Here is a 21544-nt window from a genome sequence, read left to right as displayed (position 1 = left end):
CAGGGCGCTCGGGTGAAGGTTTCCTCATCCTGAGGAGCCGCGAAGCGGCGTCTCGAAGGACGAGGAAACCTTCATGCGCTGCCATCTGGAGCTCCCCCTCGTGCTTCGAGACGCCCGCTTCGCGGGCTCCTCAGCATGAGGGGGAGGATTATCGTCCTACACCCGAGCGCCCTCATGGCCAAGGCCGCGGCTCTTGACGCAGCCCCAAAAATGTCGCATTTGAGCAAAGCTTTAGCAACAGAATAGACATTTGTGCGTAATGCGCGTCGGGGCGAGCGTTCGTGAAAAAGACTAAAATCGGCGCTCTCGTCGTTGCCGCGTGCGTTGCTTGCTTCGACGCTTCCGCGCATTCGGAGCCGGCGCCCGAGCAATCGGAATTGGAGCGTCTGGCGGCTCACGTCCGCACGCATCCGACCGATTACGAGCAGACCTACGCCTATATTCGGCTCGCGACGGAGCTGCACGACGAGGCCGCGATCGGCGCGCTCGAGCGCCTGCTGATGTATAATCCCGCGCTCGGCCGCGCGCGCAAGGAGCTCGGCTTTCTCTATGCGCGCATCGGCGCCTATCAGAGCGCGCTCTACAATCTGCGTGCGGCGTTGAAATCGGCCGATCTCGATTCCGCGCAGAAAGCGCAGATCGAAGCGCAGCTTCCCGATATCGAGAGACGCACGCAGGCGAGCCGCCTCTCGGGAAATCTGCAGATCGGCGTTCGCACGCAGTCCAACGCCGCCTATCTGCCGTCGAGCGGCCTCTATGACGTCGGCGGCGTGCAGACGCCGGGCGGCGTCACCGGACGACAATCCGACGCCAACACTTTCGAGCAGGCGCAGCTGACGCACGACTATGATTTCCAGAATCAGCGCGGCGACACGCTGGAGACGCGCGGGCTGGCCTATGCGACGCAGCAATTCGCATTGTCGCAATATAACGTCGCCTTGTTCTCGCTCTCCACGGGTCCGCGCTTCGGCCTATCGGACGTCGCGCCGGGCCTTTCGGTGAGGCCCCATGTCTCGGGCTCGGCCTCGCTCGTCGGCAATCTGAATTATCTCAACACGGGCGGCGCCGGCGTCAGCCTGCGTCAGATCTTCGGCGATCGGCTGTCGCTGGAGCCGGGCTTCGAATGGTCGCGGCTCTGGGTCAATTCGGGCGCCGCGTCGGGAAGTGGCGCGCAGACGGTGGCGACGATCGCGAGCGGCGATGTGTTCACCGGCTCGCTCGGCGTCAGCCTGCGCATTTTCGACAATGTGCGTCTCGAGGGACGCGGCGCCTTCTCGCGCGCGGCGGCCTATGTCGCGATGCAGGCCTCCGATCAATTCGACCTGCAGGCGATGTTGCGCCTGGAGGTCGATCCGCCGCTCGCGGAAATGCCGCGCCGATGGACCATCGCGCCTTACGCGCGATTCACGCAGATCGCCTTCGACATCGCCAATCCCGCGCTCGATCCGTTCCGCGTGCGACGCGACGACGCCTGGACCTATGGCCTCGCGCTGGACGCGCCGATAACGGCGGAATTGGGCGTCTCCGGCCATCTCGAGTTTCTGCGCAACGATTCGAACATATCGAGCTTCAAGATGCAGAATGTCTCCTTGACCTTCGGGCCGACGGCGAAATTCTGACAAGGGGGAGGCGATGCGAAATCTGCCCGGCGCGGCGCTCCTCGCGCTCTTTGGTCTTTGCGCGACGAATGTCCGCGCGGATGTCGTCGGCAATGTCGGCGCCGTCAATCCGGCAGCGCAAGGAACGCCGCCCGGCGGATCCGCCAAAGGATTGACGCTCGGCTATGGGGTCGTCGATCGCGAGCGCATCGACACCAAGACCGACGGCCGCGCGCAGATCGTCTTTCTCGACAAATCGACGCTCGGCGTCGGAGCGAACAGCTCGGTGACGATCGATCGTTTCGTCTACGATTCGGCCGCCGGCGCCGGCAAGCAGAGCCTGTCCATCACCAAGGGCGCGCTGCGTTTCATCGGCGGCGAGGTGAGCCATGGCGTCGGCATGGAGATCAAGACGCCCTCGGCGACGATCGCCGTGCGCGGCGGCATGGTGCTGGTGCGCGTCGGCGGCGCCGATTGCCGCGATATCGCTCGAGCGGGCGGATGCGACGAGATCGTGCTGCTGAATGGCGTCGCCACCATTGTCACTGCGAAAGGTCGTCGCATCCGTCTGACCCGTCCCGGCTATGGCGTGGTCATCGGCTCGGGTGGCGAAGAGATGTCCGATCCGGCGCCCGCCGGCGAGGCCTCGATCGAAGGCTTCGACCAGCAATTCGCCAGCCTGCCCGGCCAGACCGGCGGCGCGAGCCTCGGCTCGCTGCCGACGGGCGCGCAGGCGCTCGCGCATCTTGGGGCTCTTCGGGAGCCCGATCGCACGCCTTGGGCCGGGCTCGGGGCGATCGGCGCGCATTGGGGCGGCGCCGGCATAGCGCAGAGCCGCGCGCAGACGAATAATCAGACGGTCGCGACGCAGACGCACCAGGCTCTCGTCGCCATCGTCGCCGCGCAGCACGCCGTCACGGGCGGCGGGACGGCCTCCTCCGGCGTGACGATCGATCCCGGCAATCCCACCAGCGGCGCGGTGGGCGCGCTATTCGCGGGTGGATTTTGCGTGTGGGGCTGCGTGACGCCGACTTTCGTCTCGCAGAGCGTCTCGGGAACGATCACCACCATAACGCTGCAGGCGACTTTTCCCGGCTATGGCTATTTCCTGATCGCTTTGTCGGTGGATGCGGCGAACATAAATTATGTCGTAGGCCAGACCTCGGCGTCCTTCAACGGCGCATTCGGCGCTTCCATCGTCTATCATCCCGAGAGCGGCGCCGCGGCGCAGACCAATACCTATAACTTTGTGATCAATGAGCTGCTGAGCTGGTCCGGCGCGGTCTCGGCCAATGGGGCGCCGACCTCATTCACCGTCAGCGGCAGCGACACGCTGAATTTCGTGAATGCGGCCGGCATCGTCCTCGAGCCGCCGCCGACATCGACCAATGCATTCTTCAGCCTGCCGAACGGCTTCACGCAGACCTTCGACTTCTCTTATCCGTGACGGGCCGCCTTCGGCGGCCGAAGCCTCCAGTTCACGCCGGCGCTCGCGCGCCGCCGCCGTTTGCTGCGTCGCTGACCAGTCGATGCTCTCAGGACTTTCTCGGGGACGAATTCTGATTCGATCGAACGATTCCGTTCGATCGCAAAGCGCCCTCTCCAGCCGAAGCGGATGCCGATTCGGCGCTGGCAACCGCTGTGAACAGCTCTAGAGCCCGCGCCGAAGCGTCAGCGGCCGGCGATGTCGTCCCGATCTATCGAAAAGCGGCCGGCGATGTCGTCCCGATCTATCGAAAAATGGCGCGCCCGAAGAGATTCGAACTCCTGACCCCCAGATTCGTAGTCTGGTGCTCTATCCAGCTGAGCTACGGGCGCCTTACGGTCCGTTCCGCGTCACGAAGATGCGTCGAACCGGTGGAGAGGTCGTTTAGCGGCTACGAGGCCGCTTGGCAATAGGAAGATATTTCCCCCGCCAAGACGCTTGCGCTGCCCTACGGCTGCGATAATTACCGACGATCCTGATGCCGACGCTCCTTGAATGTAATAAAATAGGATTGATGATGGACGAGTTCGGGTCGAATGGCGTGCAGATCGCCTATATCGATTTTCCGCCGCTGACGGAGGATCGCGAGGAGCCGATCGTTCTCATTCATGGCTTTGCCTCGACGCATGCCGTGAATTGGCTCTTTCCCCAATGGGTCAAGACTTTGACCGAGGATGGACGGCGCGTCATCGTGCTGGACAATCGCGGCCATGGCCGCTCGGAGAAAATTCACGATCCTACGGCCTATGATCTCTCGATGATGGCCGGGGACGTCGCCAATCTGCTCGCGAGCCTCGGCGTCGCGCGCGCCGATGTGATGGGCTATTCCATGGGCGCGCGAATCGCCGTCACGCTGGCGTTGGACCATCCCGAGGTCGTCCGCTCCCTCGTGCTCGGCGGCATCGGCGCCAATCTCGTGACCACCGGTCTGCCGCGCGGCCTGGCCGAGGCCATGGAGGCCGAGCGCATAGAGGATATCGACGATCCGCTGCTGAAGATGTTCCGCGGCTTCGCCGAGGCGACGCGCGCCGATCTTCCCTCTCTCGCCGCCTGCGCGCGTGGCCCGAATCAGACCGTCGACCGCGCCCGGCTCGCCGCGATCACGGTTCCCGTGCTGATCTGCGTCGGCACGCGCGACGAGGTGGCCGGCGATCCGCATCCGCTCGAGCCGCTGTTCCCGGACGCCCATATCGTCGATATTCCCGGCCGCGATCACAATCGCGCCGTCGGCGATCGCGTCTTCAAGCAGGCGGTGCTCGATTTCCTCGCGCAGCGGGAATAGGCCGCGGAGCCAAGCCATGACCGACAGCGGCCCCGCTCGGCTCGTCGCCTTCTCCGGCGTCGATCCGCTTTTCACCCGCCTCTCGGCGGAGGCCGAGGCCGCCGCTGGCCGCGAGCCCAATATGGCGGCCTTTCTCTATGCGGCGGTTCTGGCGCAAGACAGCCTCGAGGCCGTGGTCGCGCATCGTATCGCGCAGCGTCTCGCGGCGCCGGAGCTGCCGGCGACCGTCATAGAGCGGCTCTGCCACGATCAGATGGCGCGAGATTCGGCCCTGGGCGCGGCGCTGCGCGCCGATCTCATGGCCGTTTTCGACCGCGATCCGGCCTGCACGCGGCTGCTCGAGGCGGCGCTCTATTTCAAGGGCTTCCACGCCATCCAGACCTATCGGCTGGCGCATGGGCTGTGGCGCTCCGGCCGCAGCGATCTCGCGCTCTGGCTCCAGAGCCTCGCCTCGGCGCGTTTCCAGACCGACATCCATCCGCAGGCGCGAATCGGCGCCGGCTTCTTCCTCGATCACGCAACCGGCGTGGTGATCGGCGCCACCAGCGTCATAGCGCACGACGTTTCCATGCTGCATGGGGTGACGCTGGGCGGCTCCGGCACCGCCGGCGGCGCGCGCCATCCCAAGGTGCGCCATGGCGTGCTGATCGGCGCGGGGGCCAAGCTGCTCGGCGACATTGAGATCGGCGAGCGCGCGCGCATAGCGGCGGGCTCTGTGGTGCTGGAATCGGTGCCGGCGCATAAGACGGTCGCCGGCGTGCCAGCCCGCGTCATCGGCGATGTGGGCGCGGCCGAGCCGGCGCTGACGATGGATCAGATCATCGACGAGTCGCACGATCCGGGGTTGTAGAAGAGTCGACTTCCACAACTTTTCCTCATGAGGAGCGGTCGGAGTCTCGCGGCTCACCCTCACTTCGAGACAGCGGCTTCGCCGCTTCCTCAGCATGAGGGCGAGACTGAAATCACGCGCTCACCCCCCGAACCGATTGCTCTTCGGGAACCCCCGCGGCGGCAGACGCCCCGCTTCCGCCCTATGGGCGATCCATTCGCTCAGCTCGCGCTTGTCCACGGTGAAGGTGCGGCTGGACGAATCGACCCAGGTCAGCCCGTCGGCGAGCGCGAAGACCTTGGCGTCGGCGACCCCGCCGTCCTTGTAGCGTTGCAGCCGCACGCCTTTGCCGCGCGCCATTTGCGGCGCCTCGGCGAGCGGGAACACCAGAAGCTTGCGATTCTCGCCGATGATGGCGACGTGATCGCCCTCAGCCGGGGTCACGATCCTCAGCTTGGACGGCGGCTCCACATTGAAGACGGCGCGGCCCTTGCGCGTCGTCGCGACGAGATCGTTCTGCGAGACGACGAAGCCGCGGCCGTCGTCGGCGATCAGCAGCAGCAGCGCATCCGGCGTCTGCGGCAGCACTTTCACGATCGCCGCATCCTCGTCGATATCGGCCATCAGCCGCATCGGCTCGCCATGGCCGCGCCCGCCCGGCAGCTTGGCGGCGTCCAGCGTATAGGCCTTGCCATTGGAGGCGAGCGCCAGAATCTTCGATGTCGTCTGCGCGAAGAAGGACGTTTCCAGCGCATCGTCGCCCTTGAACTGCAATTGCGTCAGATCGGCCACATGGCCTTTCAGCGCGCGTATCCAGCCCTTTTGCGTCACGACGATGGTGATCGGCTCGCGCTCGATCAGCGCCTCGGCGAGATCGATATCGGTCGCCTCGGGCGCATCCTCGAAAGTCGTGCGGCGCTTGGCGAGCTTGGCGTCGGCGCTGATCGTCTTCTTCAGCTCGCGAATCTGCGTGGTGATCGTCTTCCACTGCTTGCCCTCGTCGGCGAGCAGCGATTCGACCTCCGTCTTCTCCTCGAGCAGCTTCGCATGCTCTTTGCGCAGCTCCATCTCTTCCAGCTTGCGCAGAGCGCGCAGGCGCGTGTCGAGAATGTAATCGACCTGCACGTCGGTCAGCTCGAAAGCCGCTTTCAACGCCTGCTTGGGCTCGTCCTCCTCGCGGATGATGCGAATCACCTCGTCGAGATTGAGGAAGACGATGATCATGCCCTCGAGCACCTCGAGTCGGCGCACGATCTCCGCCAAACGATGACGCGAGCGGCGCTCCAGCACCTCGCGGCGATGATCGAGCCATTGGCGTAGAGCCTCGTCCAGCGAGACGACGCGCGGCACGGCGCCATCGACGAGCACGTTCATATTGACGGGGAAACGCACCTCCAGCTCGGAGAGCTTGAACAGCGTCTCCATCATCAGCGCGGGATCGACCGCGCGCGTGCGCGGCTCGATGACGACGCGCACATCTTCCGCCGATTCGTCGCGCACATCGCCAGCGAGCGGCGCCTTCTTCTCGACGATCAGCTCGGCGAGCTTCTCGATGAGGCGCGACTTCTGCACGCCATAGGGAACCTCGGTGACGACCGCGACCCATTGTCCGCGCGCGGTCTCCTCCTTGTGCCAGCGCGCGCGCAGGCGGAAGGAGCCGCGCCCGGTGCGATAGGTCTCGATGATCTGCGCGCGCGGATCGACGACGATGCCGCCGGTCGGAAAATCCGGTCCCTGCACGAAGGTGAGCAATTGCTCGGCATTGGCGTCGCGATGGGCGATCAGATAGAGCGCCGCGTCGCACAGCTCATTGAGATTATGCGGCGGAATGGAGGTCGCCATGCCGACGGCGATGCCTTGCGCGCCATTGGCGAGAAGATTGGGGAAGGCCGCCGGCAGCACCACCGGCTCCTGCTCCTCGCCCGAATAATTGGGGCGAAAATCGATGGCGTCCTCGTTGATGCCCTCGAGCAGCAGCCGCGCGACCGCGGTCATGCGCGCTTCCGTGTAGCGATAGGCCGCGGCGGCGTCGCCATCGACATTGCCGAAATTGCCTTGCCCGTCGACGAGCGGATAGCGCGAGGAGAAATCCTGCGCGAGGCGCACCAGCGCATCGTAGATCGCTTGATCGCCATGCGGATGGAAGGAGCCCATCACATCGCCGACGATCTTCGCGCATTTCTTGAATGGCGTGTTCGGGTCCAGCCGCAGCATCTGCATTCCGTAGAGAATGCGGCGATGCACCGGCTTCAAGCCGTCGCGCGCATCCGGCAGCGCGCGTCCGGTGATCGTCGAGAGCGCATAAGTGAGGTATCGCTCCTCGAGCGCCGTGCGCAATTCGACCGGCAGCGCATCTCCGCCGCCGTCTTCCGTCGTCGTCGTTCCGCTTTTCGCCATATCGCCGACTCCCGCCCTTTCGGCGTTTACTGCGTGCGCTTATATCCCGTCGCGACTCTGGCGTGAACCATTGCCGTCGCTGCGTGCTTCCACTAAGACAGCCGAGCTTTCGGCGTCCCGTCGCAGCGCCGTCTTTTCGAGCAGCATCTCATGAAGAAGCCTCTCCTGTTCGCGTTTTTTGTCGCCGCCGCCCTCGCAGGGGCCAGCGCCCGCTCCATGGCGCTGGAAGCCTCGCTGCTCGATTGGCTGCCCTTCCTGCATGAGGATGCGGCGGAGAAGAAAGACGCGCGTCACGGCTCGGCGCAGGCGCTGTGCAAGGAAGTGGAAGTGCCCATCGACGAAGGCTATGGCGTCAGCCGTCATGAGCGCCGGGTGGTGTGCGAGCAGGAGTGACGCGCCTCGAGCGAGCCTGAAGGCTCGCATCACGACGCCGCCGCAGCGGCCACATAGCGCGCGCGCGCCTGCGGCGTCGTGAGCCCGCGCGGGCCGAAGACGTCGCGCTGCAGAAAATGCCCGGTGAGGCGGAAAGCCGCCGCCAGCTCCCCCGCATCGGCCGGCGCAGGCGCCGGCATTCGGAGAAACTCCGGATAGGGCAGCAGCCTGTCGCGCCAGGGCGCGCCGGCGGCGCGGGCGACGGCGCGGCCCGTCTTGGGCGACACAAAGGCGAGATCGGCCGTCTCCCCCGTCAATGCGCAGCGCTCGAGATCGAGGCCGAAGCCCAGCGCCGCCAGCAGCGCCAGCTCGAAGCGCGCCATCAGCGCCGGGGCGAGATCGAGCGAATCGAGCCGATCGGCGATCACCTCGGCCATATCGAACAATTCGCCATGCGGGTCGCGCTCCGGCAGCAGCCGTAGCAGCGCGCAGAGATGTCCGACGCCATGCAGAGCGAAGGCGCGGTCGATGAGTCGCGCCGCCCGCGAGCGCAAAGGCTCCACGGCGAAAGCGCCGAGATGCTGCTCGAGCCGCGCCCGCCAGGCGACCTCGACACTATTGCCCGGCTGCAGCACGGAGCGCAGCGCGCGGCCGGCGCCGCCGCGGACCATGCCGGCGTGACGGCCATGCGCGCGCGTCATCAGCTCCAATATGACCGCGGACTCGCCGTGGCGCTTGACGCCGATGACGAGCCCTTCGTCCCGCCAATCCATCTATCCTGTCACAGCTCGGAGAGCTTCACATCCGGCGTGTATTTGAAATCATAGACGTCCTTGGTGATCGCCTGACCGCAGATCACCTTGCCTTTCGTGGCGTCGAAGGTCAGCGTCGGCGAGCCGTAGAGCGACCAGCCGAGGCTCAGCGCCTCGGTGACGCGCTTGCAGAACTCCACATCGTCTGGACCGGTCAGATAGCGATAGACGGTCGATCTCTTGCCTAGAGTTGCGGACATTGTGACCCCTCGAATGGCCGGCGGGCGATTCGCCCGGGCGCTCGCGCCGTCATCTTCGCGCCCGCGGCATCGCGCAAGGATTTTCTCTAGCGCCGCCCGGAATTGAAGAGCCGCAGCACGAACCAGATCGGCACCACGATGACCGCGCCGGTGATCACATAGCCGATGACCGTATGCACCGCGCCGAAGCCGAGCGAGGAGATGCGGTCGAAGAAGCGCCGCGCGCCATGGACGAGATCCATGGGCTCGATCTCCAGCCACATCAGCAGCGCGCCGACGACCAGCGAGACGAATAGCAGCTTGACGAGCACTTGCAGCGGCGAGCCGCCGAGAAAATCATGGAGTCGACTATTGGAGGCCATGCGTCCTTCGCTCTCGATTGCGGTCCCTGCCGATCGCCTCGTTTCGCGCTCTCCCTCTCCCCGCTCGCGGGGAGAGGGAGAAGGCGCGCCGCGAAACGATCACGCGAAATTCTATCAGAGGCTGTCGCCCTTGGGAGCCTCCTCGCGGAAGAGCTGCATCATGCGCCGCAGGAATCGCTCGGTAAAGGAGAGCGCGCGCTCGAACTCTTCCTCTCCGGGCAGGCCCTTGCGGGGGGCGGTCGCCTCGGGCGCGGCGCCGGGGAGCTTGGCGCGCAATTGCGCGTTCTCACGCGCGAGGCGCTCGATCTCCCCCTGCAGCGCGGCGCGCTCCTCTGCGGCGACTCGGCAGACGGAGAGCCCGCCGTCCACCGTGCAGAAGGAGACCGCGCCGGTCTGCTTGTCGAGCCGCAGCATGCCGCCCTCGGCCGGGCTCATGGCGAAGCGGCCGGCCTCGCTCTGGGAGGGCTCGGCGGCGGGGGCTTCGGCCCGCGCGGCGGCGGAAAAAAGCACGGCGAGACAGACGAGGGAAAAGATGCGCATCGGCTCCGACCAGTTTCAGCAGGCCGCCCCTCGAGGCCCCGCTCCGATGTGGCGAGAGGGGCGGCGCGCGTCAATAGGCGGGCAACAATCCTCCCCCTCATGCTGAGGAGCCCGCGAAGCGGGCGTCTCGAAGCACGAGGGGGAGCTCCAGATGGCTGCGCATGAAGGTTTCCTCGTCCTTCGAGACGCCGCTTCGCGGCTCCTCAGGATGAGGAAACCTTCACCCGATCGCCTTGCGGCGTTGCTCCCGCTCAGTCCTTGGGGCCGAGGAGCAGCACGCGCAGCAGGCCGGTCGGCCGGAAATCGGCGGCGCGCATCTCGAAGGCGGTGGGCGAGATTTTCTTCAGATCGGCGAGGCAGAAGCTAACGAGGCGCGTCGGCTTGCCCTTGTCCACCACGAGGCGGAATTGCCGAACCGGCGCGGCCGGCGCGCCGGCGCCGAGATCGAAGGAGATGCGGCGCTCCTGCAGCTCGGCGACATTGGCCTCGGGGAAGATCCGCGCCACGGGCTGCGGCTTTTTCGGCGCATCCGCCGCTATAGCCTCGTCCGGCGGAAGCGCGGCGGCTTCCTGCGCCGCCGAGCGCCGCGCCGCAGCGGCGGAGACCATTTTGTCGACGCCCGCGAGAAAGGCGCGATCGAGGCAATAATCGGCGCGGCGGCGCTCCACCTCCGCCGCCAGCTCCTTGGAGGAGCGCAAGGGCTCGCGCAGCACGCTGTCGCGCGCGACGCCGACGCTCGAGCGAAAGCGAAAATCGAGCAGCGCGCTCTGTCCGGGCGCGAGATCGAGCATGCGCGTCGCCGCGCCGAGCACCGACCAGCGCGGCGCGTAGATCGGATGTCCCGCCTGATCGACGCCATTCTCGGCGATGAGCCCGTCCTTGACGAGCCGCGCGCGGGCGTCCGGCGTCAGAGCGGCGAGCTTGTCGTGAAAAAAGCCGATCGGAACCAGCGGCAGGCCGCTGCGACGCAGCGCAGCGGTCACATCCTTGCCGTCGACGAAGGCGCTCTGCGTGACCGCGAGCGGCGCCGGCTTTTGATCGATGGTCGCGGCGAGGCCGATGTAATTGACAGGGTCGGCGCCCGGAATGGACCAGGCCGCATCGGGATCGGAAAAATCGATCTCGGGCAGAGGGAAGGTCACAGTGGTCCGCGCCGGCGCTGCGGTCGGATTGACGATGCGATATTTCAGCGAGCTGTTCTGCGCTCCGAGCGTCAGCTCCATCTGCTCGACGACGAGCCCCGCCGCCTCGAGCCCGGCGAGCTCCGGCCCGCGATGGACCAGCTCCTGAAGAGTCTCTTCCGCCCGCGCCCCCCAAACGCCGAGCGCCAGAACCGCCGCCGCCAATCCGGCGCTCCGGGGGAAAAGAAAATTCATCGAAAGCCGCCTTTCATTGCGAATGCGCGCGAGAATATCGTCTCCGGCGCGAAAGCGATATGGGCGGGCGCACAGCGCGATTGACGGCGATGGCCTATCGAATAGGCTGATATGCATTGCTCGAGATCATAGAGGGAGCGGATCATGGGACGGCCGGCTGCGCGCGTGAGCGATCCTGTGGCCCATCCTCTGCCGCCGGTGCTGACGCCCGGCCCCGGCAGCTTCAATGTGTTCATCGGCCAATTGCCGGCCTGGCGCGGCGTCGGCGGCGCGGCGGCTGCGGCCATTCAATCCGCGAAATCGGCCTCCGATGCGACGATCCAGGCCGCCGAGGCGGCGACGCTCGCCGCCGCCGGCACGCCGGGCGCGCCCGCCGCTCTGGCGGCCGAGCAGGCGACCAAGGCCGCGGCGGCCGCCAGCATGGGATCGCTGATCAGCGGCGCCGCCGGCGGCGCGGATATTCACATGTGCGCGACGCCGCTGCCGATCCCGCCCCATGGGCCGGGCGTGGTGGTGGACGGTTCCACCAGCGTCTTCATCAACGGCCTGCCCGCCTGCCGGCAGGGCGACACAATCGTCGAGGCGGTCGGCCCGCCGAACAAGATCGTCATGGGCCTGCCGACCGTGCTGATCGGCGGGTAGGGCGATCACGTTTTCAGGCGGTCGCGCTCTCTTCCTCGATCTTGGCTTCCAGAAGCCGCTCCGGCCGGGTCAGGAACGCCGCCGGAATATCGGCGCGGGCGTCCTCGGTCGGGCCGCGCACGGGCTCGGGCGGGGTCGCCCAGACGAAAGCGTCGAGCTTGCCGGTGACGGGGGAGGCCGGCGCCCAGCGCCGCGAAATGACGCCATCGGCGATCCAGGCCGGATCGCGCGGCGCGCGCGACCCGCGGGCGAGCCATTCGCGCACCGGCCCGCTGGGGCCGTTCTCGGCGTCCTCGAGCTCGGCCATCAGCAGGCAGACCTGGGCGGTCGGCGTCTTGCCCTCGGCGACCAGCGGAGCCAGCGCCTTGCGCGCGGCGCCGAAATCGCGCGCCGCGAGCGCCACGCGCGCGACGAGAATTCCCGCCTCCGGCGAATGGGAAACGGAGGAGGCGAATTTCTTCACACGCGCCAGACGCTCGGCGTTGGACTCGCTCGGCGCGATCTCGAGAAACGCTTCGGCGATATCGGGATGCGGATGCTCGGCATAGGCTTTCTCGAGCAGCTTCAGCGCTTTGGCGCTGTCGCCATGGCGGGCGAGCAGACGTCCGATCAGCGCGATCGCCGGAACCAGATCGGGCGCGCGCTTCACCGCCTGGCGGGCGAGATGCAGCGCCTCGCTCGGATGCTCGGCCTGCTTCTCCAGCGCCAGGGCGGTCTCCACCACGGCGCGCAGGCGCTGGGCGGTCGGCAGATCGATGGCCTTGGCCTTCAGATTGGCCTCGACGGCGATGCGCGCCTCTTCCCAATTGGCCTGGGCGCCGTGATGCTCGAGCAGCGCATGGCCGGCCCAGGGCAGCGGCGTGAGCTGATGCGCCTGATCGGCGAAATGATGCGCCGCCTCGTCGTCCTTGCGGCGCTTGGCCTCTATGTGCAGGCCGCGCAGGCCGAGAAGGCGCGTCTCCGAGAGCTGCGTCATCTCGTGAAAGGCGGTCTCGGCGCCGACGCGGTCGCCCTCGAGCTGGGCGACCTGCGCGCGCAGCAGATAGGTGAGCGGCTCCTTGTCGAGATTTTTCACCGCCTCCTTGGCGGCGCGCTTGGCCTCGGCGACATGGCCGGCGCCGGCCGCCACAATGCCGCGCGAGAGGGCCTGAAAGCCCCGCTCGCGGCGCTTGGCGCGGGAGTTCTGCTTCAAGCGCGCGGGCGCCTGGAAGAAATAGGCGATGATCGCCCAGGCGATGAGGATCGCCGCGATCGTCGCGAGCAGCGCCGCCGCGCCGACGACGAGCGTCGTCTCAATGTGATAGCCGCCCCAGTCGAGCGTGATCGAACCGGGCTGCTCGATGAGCCAGTGGAGGCCGATGGACAGAGCGGCCAGCGCCGCAATGAAGAAGAGCAGCAGAATCATGGGTCGTCGATCCTCGCCTCGGCTCTAAGCGCGCCTGCTTAGATTTTTTGTTTCAGCAGGATTATTGTCTGGCCCTGCTCAGTTCTTGGGTTTTGCGAGCGCATCCAGCGCGCCCGCGAGAATGGAGGCCGCCGCCTTTTCGGCCTCGACGCGCTGGCGGGCTTGTGTCTCCCACTCGCGCGCGACGGCCTTGGCGGCGTCGGGAAATTCGGCGAAAGCGGCCAGCGCCGTCTCGATCTCGCCGCGGTCGAGCGCCGCCTCCAATTTGTCGGCGATGTCGCCGATCGTGGCTTTTTCTTTCTCCGCGGCGCTGCGCACCTTCACCAGTCTGGAGGCGCCTTGCAGCAGCCGGTCGGCCAGGGGGGCGTCGGGCTTCAGATCGGCGGAGGCCTCGAGCTTGCGCACCAGCGGATGGAAGGAGGCGCGCAGCGCGCGCGCATCGGGAGCGCCCTTTTCGGCCAGAGGCGCGAGCGCGGCCAGCGCTTGCGAATCGGCGCCCTGGGCCGAGAGAATGGCGTATTCGGACGGGAAGGGGGCTCCCCGGTCCAGCGCCCGTTGCAGCGAATGCGCCACCACGGCGACGGTCGCCGGATTGGGGCCTTTCTCCTCCGGCGCGGCGGCCACGGGCGCGGGCGGCGGCGGGGCCGGCTCCACCTCGCGCGGGGCGCGGGTCTCGTCCTTGGCCGCGTCGAGCTTGTCGCGCAGCGCCTTCACCTCATCGGATAGCCAGTCGATCCGGCCCTCGAGGCCGCTGACATTATCCTCGACGTCCTGCACCTTCTGGTCCGGGACCTTCGCCTCTGCGCGGGGGGCGGCGGCGGGTTCTGCGCCATTGCGGGCCTGCTCCGCCAGCGCCAGGGCCGAGCGGGCGATGCGCTCCAGCTCGTCCAGACGGCGCGTCAGCGCCTCGATTTGGGCGATGGAAACCGGATTGGCCTCCGCCGCCGCCGGCTTGGCGGGAGCGGGCGGCGCCGGGGGAGGAGCTGCAACGACCGGCGCCGCAGGGGCCGGGACGGGCGCGGGCGTCGCGCTGGGCGCGTTCCAGGTGATGTGATCGCCGCCGGAGCGCGGCGGAACGGCGGGCTCGGCCGGCTTCGTCTCGACAGGGGCGGGCGTCGATTTTTGGAGGGGCTCGGCGAGCTTGGCCGGGCCGGGCTTGTCTGCCGGCTTCTCCGGCTTGCCGGTCGCTTTCACGATCGTCTCGCGCAGCGTGGCGATCAGCTTTTCCGGCCGCGCGAAAGTCTCGTCCACGACAGTGGCGAAGGCCGCGAGCTTCTCATTCTTGTCGCGGAAACGATAGGCGGCGATCGACCCCGCGGTCGCCAGCAGGCCGAGCGTCGCCGCCAGCAGCGTGAAGCGATGCCAATTCTTGCGGCGCGGCTTTTGCGCCGGCGCGGCCTCGCTCGCGGGCGCCGAAATTGCTTCGCTCTCCGTGCGCTCGGCCTCGGCCGGACGTTCGACGGTCGTCGTCGTCCAAGCGTCATTCGCCGATGATTCGCCGGCCGCGTGGCTATCCGCTGCGGGGTCTTTGTCGTGCTGCGCCATGTGCTAGGGGCTCCTCGCCGCAGCCCCTTATAGACGAGGCGGACATTCCGCGAAACATCCGCCGCTTCGTTCGAGCCACGCCGCGACGGGAATTTCCGGCGCGGGCGGCGGCGCCGCTCATCCCTGGCGGGCGAGCAGCGCCTTGATATGCTCGACCAGCTCGCTCTCCGGCGCGGAGAATTGCGCGGGCCGGGCGGATTTCCATTCCTCATTGGTGGAGATGGCGGCGCTCGCTCGCGCGCCCTCTATGAGGTCCTTGATCTGCACCTCGCCCTTGGCGCGCTCGTCCGAGCCTTGGATCACCACGGCCGGGCTGTTGCGCTTATCGGCATATTTCATCTGCGCCTTCATGCCGGAGGAGCCGAGATAGAGCTCCGCCGAAACGCCGGCGTTGCGCAGAGCGGCGACCATGCGCTGATAATCGGCGATATGGTCGCGGTCGAGCGCCAGCACGACGACCGGGCCGAGCCGCGCTGCCGCCGAAACGACCGGGCTGCCGACCAGCTTCAGCGCCGCATAAAGGCGCGAGACGCCGATGGAAAAGCCCGTCGCCGGCGTGTTGTCGGAGCGGAACCGGCCGATGAGCCCGTCATAGCGCCCGCCGCCGCCGACCGAGCCGAAGCGCACCGGATGGCCCTTTTCGTCCTTGGTCTCGAAGGTGAGATCGGCCTCGAAGACCGGCCCCGTGTAATATTCGAGCCCGCGCACGATGGAGGGGTCGATGCGGATGCGCTCCGGGCCGAAGCCGGCGTCACGAACCAGATCCTCTATCTCCAGCAATTCCTCGGCGCCTTCCGCGCCGACATTGCTGCGGCCGAGCAGCTCGAACAGTCCGAAGCGCGGCTCGCCGTCCTTATATTGCCCGCCGAGCGTGAAGGAGAGGATCGTCGCCACCGCGTCATCGGCGAGGCCGGCGCCTTTGGTGAAGTCGCCGCTGTCGTCCTTGCGGCCGGGGCCGAGCAGAAGCTTGACGCCTTCGGGACCGAGCCGGTCCATCTTGTCGATGGCGCGCAGCACGGTGAGGCGGCGGCCGGCGTTCTCGTCGCCCTCGAGGCCGATGGCCTTCATCACCCCGTCCAGCACTTTGCGGCTGTTGATCTTGATGACGTAATCGCCGCGCGGAATGCCGAGCTTTTCCAGAGTGTCGGCGGCCATCATGCAGATTTCGGCGTCGGCGGCCGGCGAGGCCGCGCCCACCGTATCGGCGTCGAATTGCATGAATTGGCGGAAGCGCCCCGGCCCCGGTTTCTCGTTTCGATAGACATTGCCGAAGCGATAGCTGCGGAAGGGTTTTGGAAGCCGGTCGAAATTCTGCGCGACATAGCGGGCCAGCGGCGCGGTGAGGTCATAGCGCAGCGACAGCCATTGCTCGTCGTCGTCCTGGAAGGAGAACACGCCCTCATTGGGGCGGTCCTGGTCCGGCAGGAATTTGCCGAGCGCGTCGGTATATTCGATCGCCGGGGTCTCCAGCGCCTCGAAGCCATAGAGCTCATAGACGGAGCGAATCACGTCGAGCATGCGGCCGGTGGCGGCCAGCTCTGCGGCGTCGCGGTCGGCGAGGCCGCGCGGGGAGCGGGCCTCTATCTTGGATTTCTTCTGGTCTGACATTGGGTGCGCCTTTTCGGCGCTCTTCCTAGCATTTTTGCGCGGCGAGGAAAGCCGGGGCGTCGCCCCTCGGCCAGAACAGCAGATGGCTGCGGCAGTGGGGACAGTCCGAGCTGCCGAATCCCTCGAGCGGAACCGGCAGCGCGGAGAGCGCCGCGACGAGATCGCATTCGCCCTTCGTCTCTGTGATCCAAGCGCCGAGCGATTCGCCGGCCTCGGTCAGCTGGTCGATATGCCAGCGGCGCAGCTTGCCCTGCCGCATATGCCGGCCGAGCCTCGCGCGCAGCCCGCCCGGCCCTTTGGCCGAGCCGCAATAGAGATAGAGCCCCGGCGCGAGCGTCGCCGTGCGACGTCCTGCGCTGGCCTCGAGCGGGCGCGATAGCGCGATGAGCAGCGCATAGGCGCCCGGCGTGGGCGGCGCCTTTGATGCGGCGTGGATGAAAGCGAGCGCGGAAAACGATTGGTCGGGGGCCGCCGGGCGCTCAGCGCGCGCCGAGCGGCGCATCGAGGCGGAAGTGGTTTCTGACGCCATATTGCAGGCCGAGCTTTCGTCCGGGAATCGAGACGCGCATTTCCGGCGGAATGAGGAGGTCGAGCGCCTTCTGGTCGAAACGCGCGGGCAGGCGGGCCTCGCGCGCCAAGGCCTCCACCGTGTCGAAGCGCAGCGTGGACGTCCGATAGAAGCCGTTGACATAGCGCATTCTGATCTCGCCGATCAAATCATAGGCGCGCCGCATCGGCTCGGGGACTCTGGCGCGATCTATTCCATAGGCGAGCAGCAGGCCCGGCCGGGCGAGGAAGAAAATGCCGAGCGCGGTCGCCTTCTCGCAGCGCGGCTGGCGCATGATCCAGAACAAGGGAGCGTCGCCGAGCTCGCGATTAAAGCCGAGCATCATTCTGTGCCAGTCGTCGCTGGAGGCGAGCGGCAGCCAATCGGCGATGAATTGCGCATATTCGCCGTCGCCCGGCTCGAGGCTCGCGGCGCGCTCCTCGACCCAGCGACGCAAGAGATCGTCGACCGCGAGAGGCATAGGAAGACTCCGGTTCTTCAAAAACGACGAAGCGACCGCGAAGCCCCATTCGGCGAGAGACTGGCGCTGAGCGCACTTCTCTCTTCCCGCGCGACGGGCTTCGACGTAAAAAGGGGCTCCCCGTCCCGCGCGTACGCGAAACGGGGAGTTGGACAACACCGTGAGAACCTGAACCGCAAAGGACCGACCTCGACGGATGAGGCCGCGCTCCGGAGGGGTAGAGCGTCGCAGCAAGGAGAACCGCCTCAACGAACAAAGCGATGTCGCAAGTCGCAGAGCAGTGGAGGCGGGACCTAGACTTGTTCTTTGCAAGACGATTGCCCGTTTGGGCGCTCTCTTTATGCCTCGGCTCGTTATGTAATGCAACTACATAAATTGGGCGCAATGCCCGATTTGGCGCGGCCGCTATGCATAAACAACCGGCAATTCGCGCTCGACGCATTCTCGCCCTCCAGCTGATCCGGGCCGTGACCAGACCGACTCGACGAGAGATTTTGGGCTTTGGAGCAGGCGCTTTCGCCACTCTCGGCGGCGGCGCGCGCGCTAACGCCGCCGCGCCGGACGCGACCGAATGGCTACAGCGGCGGCTGCGCGAGGCTGCCCGCGCCGGAGGCGCCCTGCGGTTGCCGCCCGGCGTTCTGCGCATTCGCTCGCTCGTCATCGAGGATAAGGTCACGATCATCGGCGCCGCCGGCGGCTCTGTGCTGCAGGCGATCGGCGCCGGCCCGTTGCTGCGCGCCGCCAATATACTGGCGCTGACGCTGGAGAATGTGAGCTTCGACGGCGGCGGCGCACGCTTCGCCGATCGCCGCCAAGGCCTCCTCGATCTCGCCGATATTCCAAAGCTCGCCGTGACTGGCTGCACGATCCGCCGCTCGGGCGGCAGGGGAATAAATCTCCTGCGCTGCGGCGGGCGCTTCGCGCAGAATATCGTCGAGGATGTGCGCGACGCCGGCTATTTCTCGCTCGATGGGCTCGGCGTCGACATAGACAATAACAAGCTGCGCCGCTGCGGCGACAATGGCGTGCAAGTGTGGACGACTTCGGCCGGCCGTTACGAGGGCTCGCGCATCCGCAATAATGAGATTGTCGATATTCGCAATCTCTCCGGCGGCGACGGCGCCTATGGCAATGGCGTGAGCATTTGGGGCTCCGGCTTCGTGCGGGTGGAGAAGAATGTCATTCGCCGCTGCGCCTATACGGCGGTGCGCAACAACGCCGGCCATGATGTCGAGGTCGTCGGCAATGATTGCGCCGGCTTCGGCGAGCGCGCCATGTATGCGGAGTTCGGCGCCAAGCGCGCGAGCTTCCGCGACAATAAAATCGACGACGCCGGCGCCGGAATCGCGCTCGCCAACGCCGAGCGGGGCACGGACATAGGCTTCGTGATCGGCAATCGGATCACCGGCCTGCACGAGACGCATCCCGATGACGAGTTCGGCCCCATTATGAGCTGGCTCACCGGCATAGAGGCCGAGAGCAATGTGGAGATCGCCGGCAACACTGTGATCGGCGGCTGGATGGGCGTGCGCTGTGGCGGCTATCGGCAGAATATTCGCGTCGAGGGCAATGAACTCGTCGAGAATGATTATGGCGTGACCTTTCAGATCGGCGAGGGCGTCGGGCCGGCGGTCATCGCGCGCAATAAGATCATCGGAGCGAAAAAGGCGGCGATAGCCGCGATCGCGGGTCAGGACATTCTGCCGGGAGACGTCGCGCGGCCGGGCGCCGCGGCCAAATATCCGCGGCTCACGATAGAGGGCAATGAGGTCGGCTGAAACTTAACATTGCGTCAACAACCTCGAGCGCATGATCGCGGGCCAGTCCCTTGGAATATCTTCATGACGACGCTCGCCACCTATCTGCAGATCGCCAATAATCAGTCGAAATGGCAGGCGATGACCGCCAAATCGCCGGACGTCGCGACTCAGACGCAATATTTCGAGGATAATATCGGCAAGGTGACGTCGATCGACGAATTCATGAAGAACTCGCGGCTCTTCAATTATGCGATGACCGCGTTCGGCCTCGGCAGCATGACCTACGCCAAGGGCCTGATGCAGAAAGTGCTCGAAGGCGGCGTCTCCAGCAACTCGGCGCTCGCCAACACCATCAGCAGCGCCAATATCAAGGCCTTCGCGCAGGCATTCGACTTCGCCGCCAATGGCGAGACCACGACCACTTCCTCGACGCTCGTCGACAATGTGGTGAGCCGCTACACGGAGCAGGCGCTGGAAACGAGCCAGGGCGAGCAGAATCCGGGCGTGCAGCTCGCGCTCTATTTCCAGCAGCATGCGCCGGATTTGACGAGCGCCTACGGCATTCTCGCGGACAGCAATATTTTGACGGTCGTGCAGACGGCGCTCGGCATTTCGTCGAGCACCTCGTCGCAGTCGATCGACACGCAATATCGGCTGCTGTCGTCGAAGGTGAATGTCGACGACTTCAAGGACCCGAAGAAGCTGCAGCAGTTCATCGCCCGCTTCGCCGCCCAATATGATTACAACAATGGCGGCGACGCCAATTCGCAGAGCTCCCTGCTCTCGACGCTGTTCGATACGTCCGGCTCCGGATCGACCTTCGGGCTCGATTCCAGCCTGATGCTGAACATGCAGGGGATGAAGTTCGGCTATTTCTGATCCGGCGAAAAGCGGCTTCCGCGCAGGAAGCGGAAACCGCTTTTGGCAAAAGCGTCAGAGAATATTCACCGTCACGGTGATATGCGCGATCCCGCCCGAGCCCGAATACCAGTCATAGGAGAATGTGTCGGTTCCCGAGGCGTTGGGGCCTGCGTGGTAGAAGAGCTTGGTGCCGGGCACGCGCTGGGTGTTGCAGCGCGACCGCGGATTGCCGGGACGGAAATAGGCATAGCCGGCCTCGCGCCGAATCTCGACCCGGCCCTGTGAGGGGGCTTGGGTGAGCGTGACGCGATCGGGACTGTCGGCGCGCGAGCAGTCTGGATTGATCTTGGCGGCAAAGCCGAGCGAGGCGGTGGAGCCGCGCGGGACAGAAATCGTCCTCTGCACGGAGGCCTGGCTGCCGCCAGCGTAAATATAGGCGCGCGGGCCGGTATTGCAGGCGGAAAGGCCGAGAGCGGCCGCCAATAAAGCGATGCGTGCAAAACTCATGGTCGGCAATCCATTGGTGAGCGACGGCGCGTTCTAGCGTGAAAGCGCTTTGTTCACAATGGCCAGGGTTCCGTTTGCATTCCGTTTGCGGCGGCGCGCCAAAAATTCGGCGCGACTTCGCCGCGAGCCGGAAACATCTCGAACCTCTCGGACAAACGGAGGAAATCCCTATCGACGAAGCCGAAGCGGGGGCGTCGTCGAAACGAGGATTTTTCATGAAGCCAGTCATCACGGCTCTGGTTCTGGCCGCAGCTTTCTCCGCTGGCGCGCAGGCGGCGGATCTGCCGTCGCGCGAGCGGGTCTTCCAGCCGCCCCCGACGCCGCCGGCTTTCGCATGGACCGGCGTCTATGCGGGTCTCGATATCGGCGCCGGCGCGTTCGCCTCCGGCACGTCCGACGCCGGGGTCTCGGGCGGCGGGCTCGTCGGCTACAATCACCGGATCGGCCCGCTCTTCGTCGTGGGCCTCGAGACTGATTTTTCGGGGACCAGCCTCTCCGGCGGTGGTCGCGGACCCGATCCGCTGGGCCTGCGCGGACCCGAGGGGGCGCGCTCGCTGCCCTGGTTCGGGACGCTGCGCGGGCGCTTCGGCGTCACCGGCTTCGATTCCCGCGTGCTGTTCTACGGCACGGGCGGCTTCGCCTATGGCGACGTCGGCGGATCGGTCCGCGAAGGCTGGACCGCGGGCGGCGGCGTCGAATGGGCCTTCGCGCCGCGCTGGTCGGTCAAGACCGAATATCTCTTCACCGATCTCGGCGAGAACGGCGGCGGCGATCCGGGCGCGGCGCGCGGCGCGAGTTTTCACACCGTCCGCGTCGGCGTGAATTATCATTTCGATCTGCCGTCGCGGTGATCGAGACGCGTTCGCGCGGCTTGCTCGCGGCGCGGCGAATTGCTAGATAGGGCGTGGATGGCTGGCGGGGTTTCCCTTCCAGC

21 protein-coding genes and 1 tRNA gene are annotated in these 21544 nt (G+C 66.5%); 9 read left to right on the top strand and 13 right to left on the bottom strand.

Going from position 1 to position 21544, the window contains the following annotated elements:
* Positions 1–281: 281 nt before the first annotated feature.
* Both A1351_RS03700 and A1351_RS03695 read left to right on the top strand, forming a co-directional pair.
* Positions 282–1619: a tetratricopeptide repeat protein gene (locus A1351_RS03700; protein WP_024878076.1), complete on the top strand. Its 1338-nt coding sequence runs from the start codon at positions 282–284 to the stop codon at positions 1617–1619.
* A 13-nt stretch (positions 1620–1632) separates the two neighbouring features.
* Positions 1633–3045: a FecR domain-containing protein gene (locus tag A1351_RS03695; RefSeq protein WP_064032234.1), complete on the top strand. Its 1413-nt coding sequence runs from the start codon at positions 1633–1635 to the stop codon at positions 3043–3045.
* Positions 3046–3339: 294 nt separating this feature from the next.
* Here the strand turns inward: A1351_RS03695 and A1351_RS03690 are convergent.
* Positions 3340–3416, bottom strand: a tRNA-Arg gene (locus A1351_RS03690).
* 185 nt (positions 3417–3601) lie between these two features.
* Here A1351_RS03690 and A1351_RS03685 point away from each other — a divergent pair.
* Both A1351_RS03685 and cysE read left to right on the top strand, forming a co-directional pair.
* Positions 3602–4366 carry an alpha/beta fold hydrolase gene (locus tag A1351_RS03685; RefSeq protein ID WP_024878074.1) on the top strand — a complete coding sequence of 255 codons (765 nt, stop codon included), beginning with the start codon at positions 3602–3604 and terminating at the stop codon, positions 4364–4366.
* Positions 4367–4382: 16 nt separating this feature from the next.
* Complete coding sequence (gene cysE, locus A1351_RS03680; protein ID WP_064032233.1) at positions 4383–5216, top strand: serine O-acetyltransferase; 834 nt, start codon at positions 4383–4385, stop codon at positions 5214–5216.
* A 120-nt stretch (positions 5217–5336) separates the two neighbouring features.
* On the opposite strand, the gene parC is transcribed toward cysE, so the two are convergent.
* Entirely contained in the window at positions 5337–7592 is a 2256-nt protein-coding gene (gene parC / locus A1351_RS03675; RefSeq protein WP_064032232.1) for a DNA topoisomerase IV subunit A, read from the bottom strand.
* Positions 7593–7742: 150 nt separating this feature from the next.
* Between parC and A1351_RS03670 the strand changes: the two genes are divergently transcribed.
* Positions 7743–7985 (top strand): hypothetical protein, encoded by a 243-nt coding sequence (locus tag A1351_RS03670; RefSeq protein WP_064032231.1) that lies wholly within the window; start codon positions 7743–7745, stop codon positions 7983–7985.
* A 29-nt stretch (positions 7986–8014) separates the two neighbouring features.
* Here A1351_RS03670 and recO read toward each other — a convergent pair whose 3' ends face one another.
* From recO to A1351_RS03645, 5 genes are all read right to left on the bottom strand, one after another.
* The gene (gene recO / locus A1351_RS03665; RefSeq protein ID WP_064032229.1) at positions 8015–8737 is read right to left on the bottom strand and encodes a DNA repair protein RecO; all 723 of its coding nucleotides are present in this window, start codon (positions 8735–8737) and stop codon (positions 8015–8017) included.
* Positions 8738–8745: 8 nt separating this feature from the next.
* The gene (locus tag A1351_RS03660; protein ID WP_024878069.1) at positions 8746–8976 is read right to left on the bottom strand and encodes a DUF1737 domain-containing protein; all 231 of its coding nucleotides are present in this window, start codon (positions 8974–8976) and stop codon (positions 8746–8748) included.
* Between the two features lie 86 nt (positions 8977–9062).
* Entirely contained in the window at positions 9063–9338 is a 276-nt protein-coding gene (locus tag A1351_RS03655) for a DUF6460 domain-containing protein (protein WP_018267394.1), read from the bottom strand.
* Positions 9339–9452: 114 nt separating this feature from the next.
* A complete protein-coding gene (locus A1351_RS03650; RefSeq protein ID WP_024878067.1) occupies positions 9453–9878 on the bottom strand; it encodes a hypothetical protein in 426 nt (141 codons plus the stop codon).
* Between the two features lie 251 nt (positions 9879–10129).
* The gene (locus A1351_RS03645; RefSeq protein ID WP_024878066.1) at positions 10130–11254 is read right to left on the bottom strand and encodes a DUF4424 family protein; all 1125 of its coding nucleotides are present in this window, start codon (positions 11252–11254) and stop codon (positions 10130–10132) included.
* Positions 11255–11398: 144 nt separating this feature from the next.
* Between A1351_RS03645 and A1351_RS03640 the strand changes: the two genes are divergently transcribed.
* A complete protein-coding gene (locus tag A1351_RS03640; RefSeq protein ID WP_064032227.1) occupies positions 11399–11896 on the top strand; it encodes a PAAR domain-containing protein in 498 nt (165 codons plus the stop codon).
* 13 nt (positions 11897–11909) lie between these two features.
* Here the strand turns inward: A1351_RS03640 and A1351_RS03635 are convergent, their stop codons facing one another.
* The 5 genes from A1351_RS03635 to A1351_RS03615 form a co-directional block, all read right to left on the bottom strand.
* The gene (locus A1351_RS03635; protein WP_064032225.1) at positions 11910–13301 is read right to left on the bottom strand and encodes a heme biosynthesis protein HemY; all 1392 of its coding nucleotides are present in this window, start codon (positions 13299–13301) and stop codon (positions 11910–11912) included.
* Positions 13302–13379: 78 nt separating this feature from the next.
* On the bottom strand, positions 13380–14846 hold the full coding sequence (locus tag A1351_RS03630; protein ID WP_064032223.1) for a COG4223 family protein: 1467 nt from the start codon (positions 14844–14846) through the stop codon (positions 13380–13382).
* Positions 14847–14963: 117 nt separating this feature from the next.
* Positions 14964–16454, bottom strand: coding sequence for a histidine--tRNA ligase (hisS, locus tag A1351_RS03625; protein WP_064032220.1), 1491 nt, complete (start codon positions 16452–16454; stop codon positions 14964–14966).
* Positions 16455–16479: 25 nt separating this feature from the next.
* Positions 16480–16983 carry a DUF123 domain-containing protein gene (locus A1351_RS03620; protein WP_245267191.1) on the bottom strand — a complete coding sequence of 168 codons (504 nt, stop codon included), beginning with the start codon at positions 16981–16983 and terminating at the stop codon, positions 16480–16482.
* Positions 16934–17482, bottom strand: coding sequence for a DUF4274 domain-containing protein (locus A1351_RS03615; RefSeq protein WP_064032218.1), 549 nt, complete (start codon positions 17480–17482; stop codon positions 16934–16936). Before A1351_RS03615 ends, A1351_RS03620 begins: the two co-directional genes overlap by 50 nt.
* A gap of 467 nt (positions 17483–17949) precedes the next feature.
* On the opposite strand from A1351_RS03615, the gene A1351_RS03610 reads away from it, so the two are divergent.
* Together A1351_RS03610 and A1351_RS03605 are read left to right on the top strand one after the other, a co-directional pair.
* On the top strand, positions 17950–19260 hold the full coding sequence (locus A1351_RS03610) for a TIGR03808 family TAT-translocated repetitive protein (RefSeq protein WP_245291564.1): 1311 nt from the start codon (positions 17950–17952) through the stop codon (positions 19258–19260).
* 63 nt (positions 19261–19323) lie between these two features.
* Positions 19324–20121, top strand: coding sequence for a DUF1217 domain-containing protein (locus tag A1351_RS03605; protein ID WP_064032216.1), 798 nt, complete (start codon positions 19324–19326; stop codon positions 20119–20121).
* A gap of 54 nt (positions 20122–20175) precedes the next feature.
* Here the strand turns inward: A1351_RS03605 and A1351_RS03600 are convergent, their stop codons facing one another.
* Positions 20176–20610, bottom strand: coding sequence for a hypothetical protein (locus tag A1351_RS03600; RefSeq protein WP_134187976.1), 435 nt, complete (start codon positions 20608–20610; stop codon positions 20176–20178).
* 215 nt (positions 20611–20825) lie between these two features.
* Between A1351_RS03600 and A1351_RS03595 the strand changes: the two genes are divergently transcribed.
* Positions 20826–21461 carry an outer membrane protein gene (locus tag A1351_RS03595; RefSeq protein WP_064032214.1) on the top strand — a complete coding sequence of 212 codons (636 nt, stop codon included), beginning with the start codon at positions 20826–20828 and terminating at the stop codon, positions 21459–21461.
* Positions 21462–21544: the final 83 nt, after the last annotated feature.

Source organism: Methylosinus sp. R-45379, assembly GCF_001644125.1.
Classification (GTDB): Bacteria; Pseudomonadota; Alphaproteobacteria; order Rhizobiales; family Beijerinckiaceae; genus Methylosinus.
Note: the sequence above shows the minus strand (reverse complement) of the source record. Positions and strands in the feature narration are given on the sequence as shown.

Coding starts and splice junctions, on each gene's coding strand:
- A1351_RS03695 (WP_064032234.1), top strand. CDS start 1,633: ATGCGAAATCTGCCCGGCGCGGCGCTCCTCGCGCTCTTTGGTCTTTGC.
- A1351_RS03640 (WP_064032227.1), top strand. CDS start 11,399: ATGGGACGGCCGGCTGCGCGCGTGAGCGATCCTGTGGCCCATCCTCTG.
- parC (WP_064032232.1), bottom strand. CDS start 7,592: ATGGCGAAAAGCGGAACGACGACGACGGAAGACGGCGGCGGAGATGCG.
- A1351_RS03650 (WP_024878067.1), bottom strand. CDS start 9,878: ATGCGCATCTTTTCCCTCGTCTGTCTCGCCGTGCTTTTTTCCGCCGCC.
- A1351_RS03645 (WP_024878066.1), bottom strand. CDS start 11,254: ATGAATTTTCTTTTCCCCCGGAGCGCCGGATTGGCGGCGGCGGTTCTG.
- A1351_RS03600 (WP_134187976.1), bottom strand. CDS start 20,610: ATGAGTTTTGCACGCATCGCTTTATTGGCGGCCGCTCTCGGCCTTTCC.
- A1351_RS03620 (WP_245267191.1), bottom strand. CDS start 16,983: ATGGCGTCAGAAACCACTTCCGCCTCGATGCGCCGCTCGGCGCGCGCT.
- recO (WP_064032229.1), bottom strand. CDS start 8,737: ATGGATTGGCGGGACGAAGGGCTCGTCATCGGCGTCAAGCGCCACGGC.
- A1351_RS03635 (WP_064032225.1), bottom strand. CDS start 13,301: ATGATTCTGCTGCTCTTCTTCATTGCGGCGCTGGCCGCTCTGTCCATC.
- hisS (WP_064032220.1), bottom strand. CDS start 16,454: ATGTCAGACCAGAAGAAATCCAAGATAGAGGCCCGCTCCCCGCGCGGC.
- A1351_RS03595 (WP_064032214.1), top strand. CDS start 20,826: ATGAAGCCAGTCATCACGGCTCTGGTTCTGGCCGCAGCTTTCTCCGCT.
- A1351_RS03660 (WP_024878069.1), bottom strand. CDS start 8,976: ATGTCCGCAACTCTAGGCAAGAGATCGACCGTCTATCGCTATCTGACC.
- A1351_RS03605 (WP_064032216.1), top strand. CDS start 19,324: ATGACGACGCTCGCCACCTATCTGCAGATCGCCAATAATCAGTCGAAA.
- A1351_RS03670 (WP_064032231.1), top strand. CDS start 7,743: ATGAAGAAGCCTCTCCTGTTCGCGTTTTTTGTCGCCGCCGCCCTCGCA.
- A1351_RS03685 (WP_024878074.1), top strand. CDS start 3,602: ATGGACGAGTTCGGGTCGAATGGCGTGCAGATCGCCTATATCGATTTT.
- A1351_RS03615 (WP_064032218.1), bottom strand. CDS start 17,482: ATGCCTCTCGCGGTCGACGATCTCTTGCGTCGCTGGGTCGAGGAGCGC.
- A1351_RS03655 (WP_018267394.1), bottom strand. CDS start 9,338: ATGGCCTCCAATAGTCGACTCCATGATTTTCTCGGCGGCTCGCCGCTG.
- A1351_RS03630 (WP_064032223.1), bottom strand. CDS start 14,846: ATGGCGCAGCACGACAAAGACCCCGCAGCGGATAGCCACGCGGCCGGC.
- cysE (WP_064032233.1), top strand. CDS start 4,383: ATGACCGACAGCGGCCCCGCTCGGCTCGTCGCCTTCTCCGGCGTCGAT.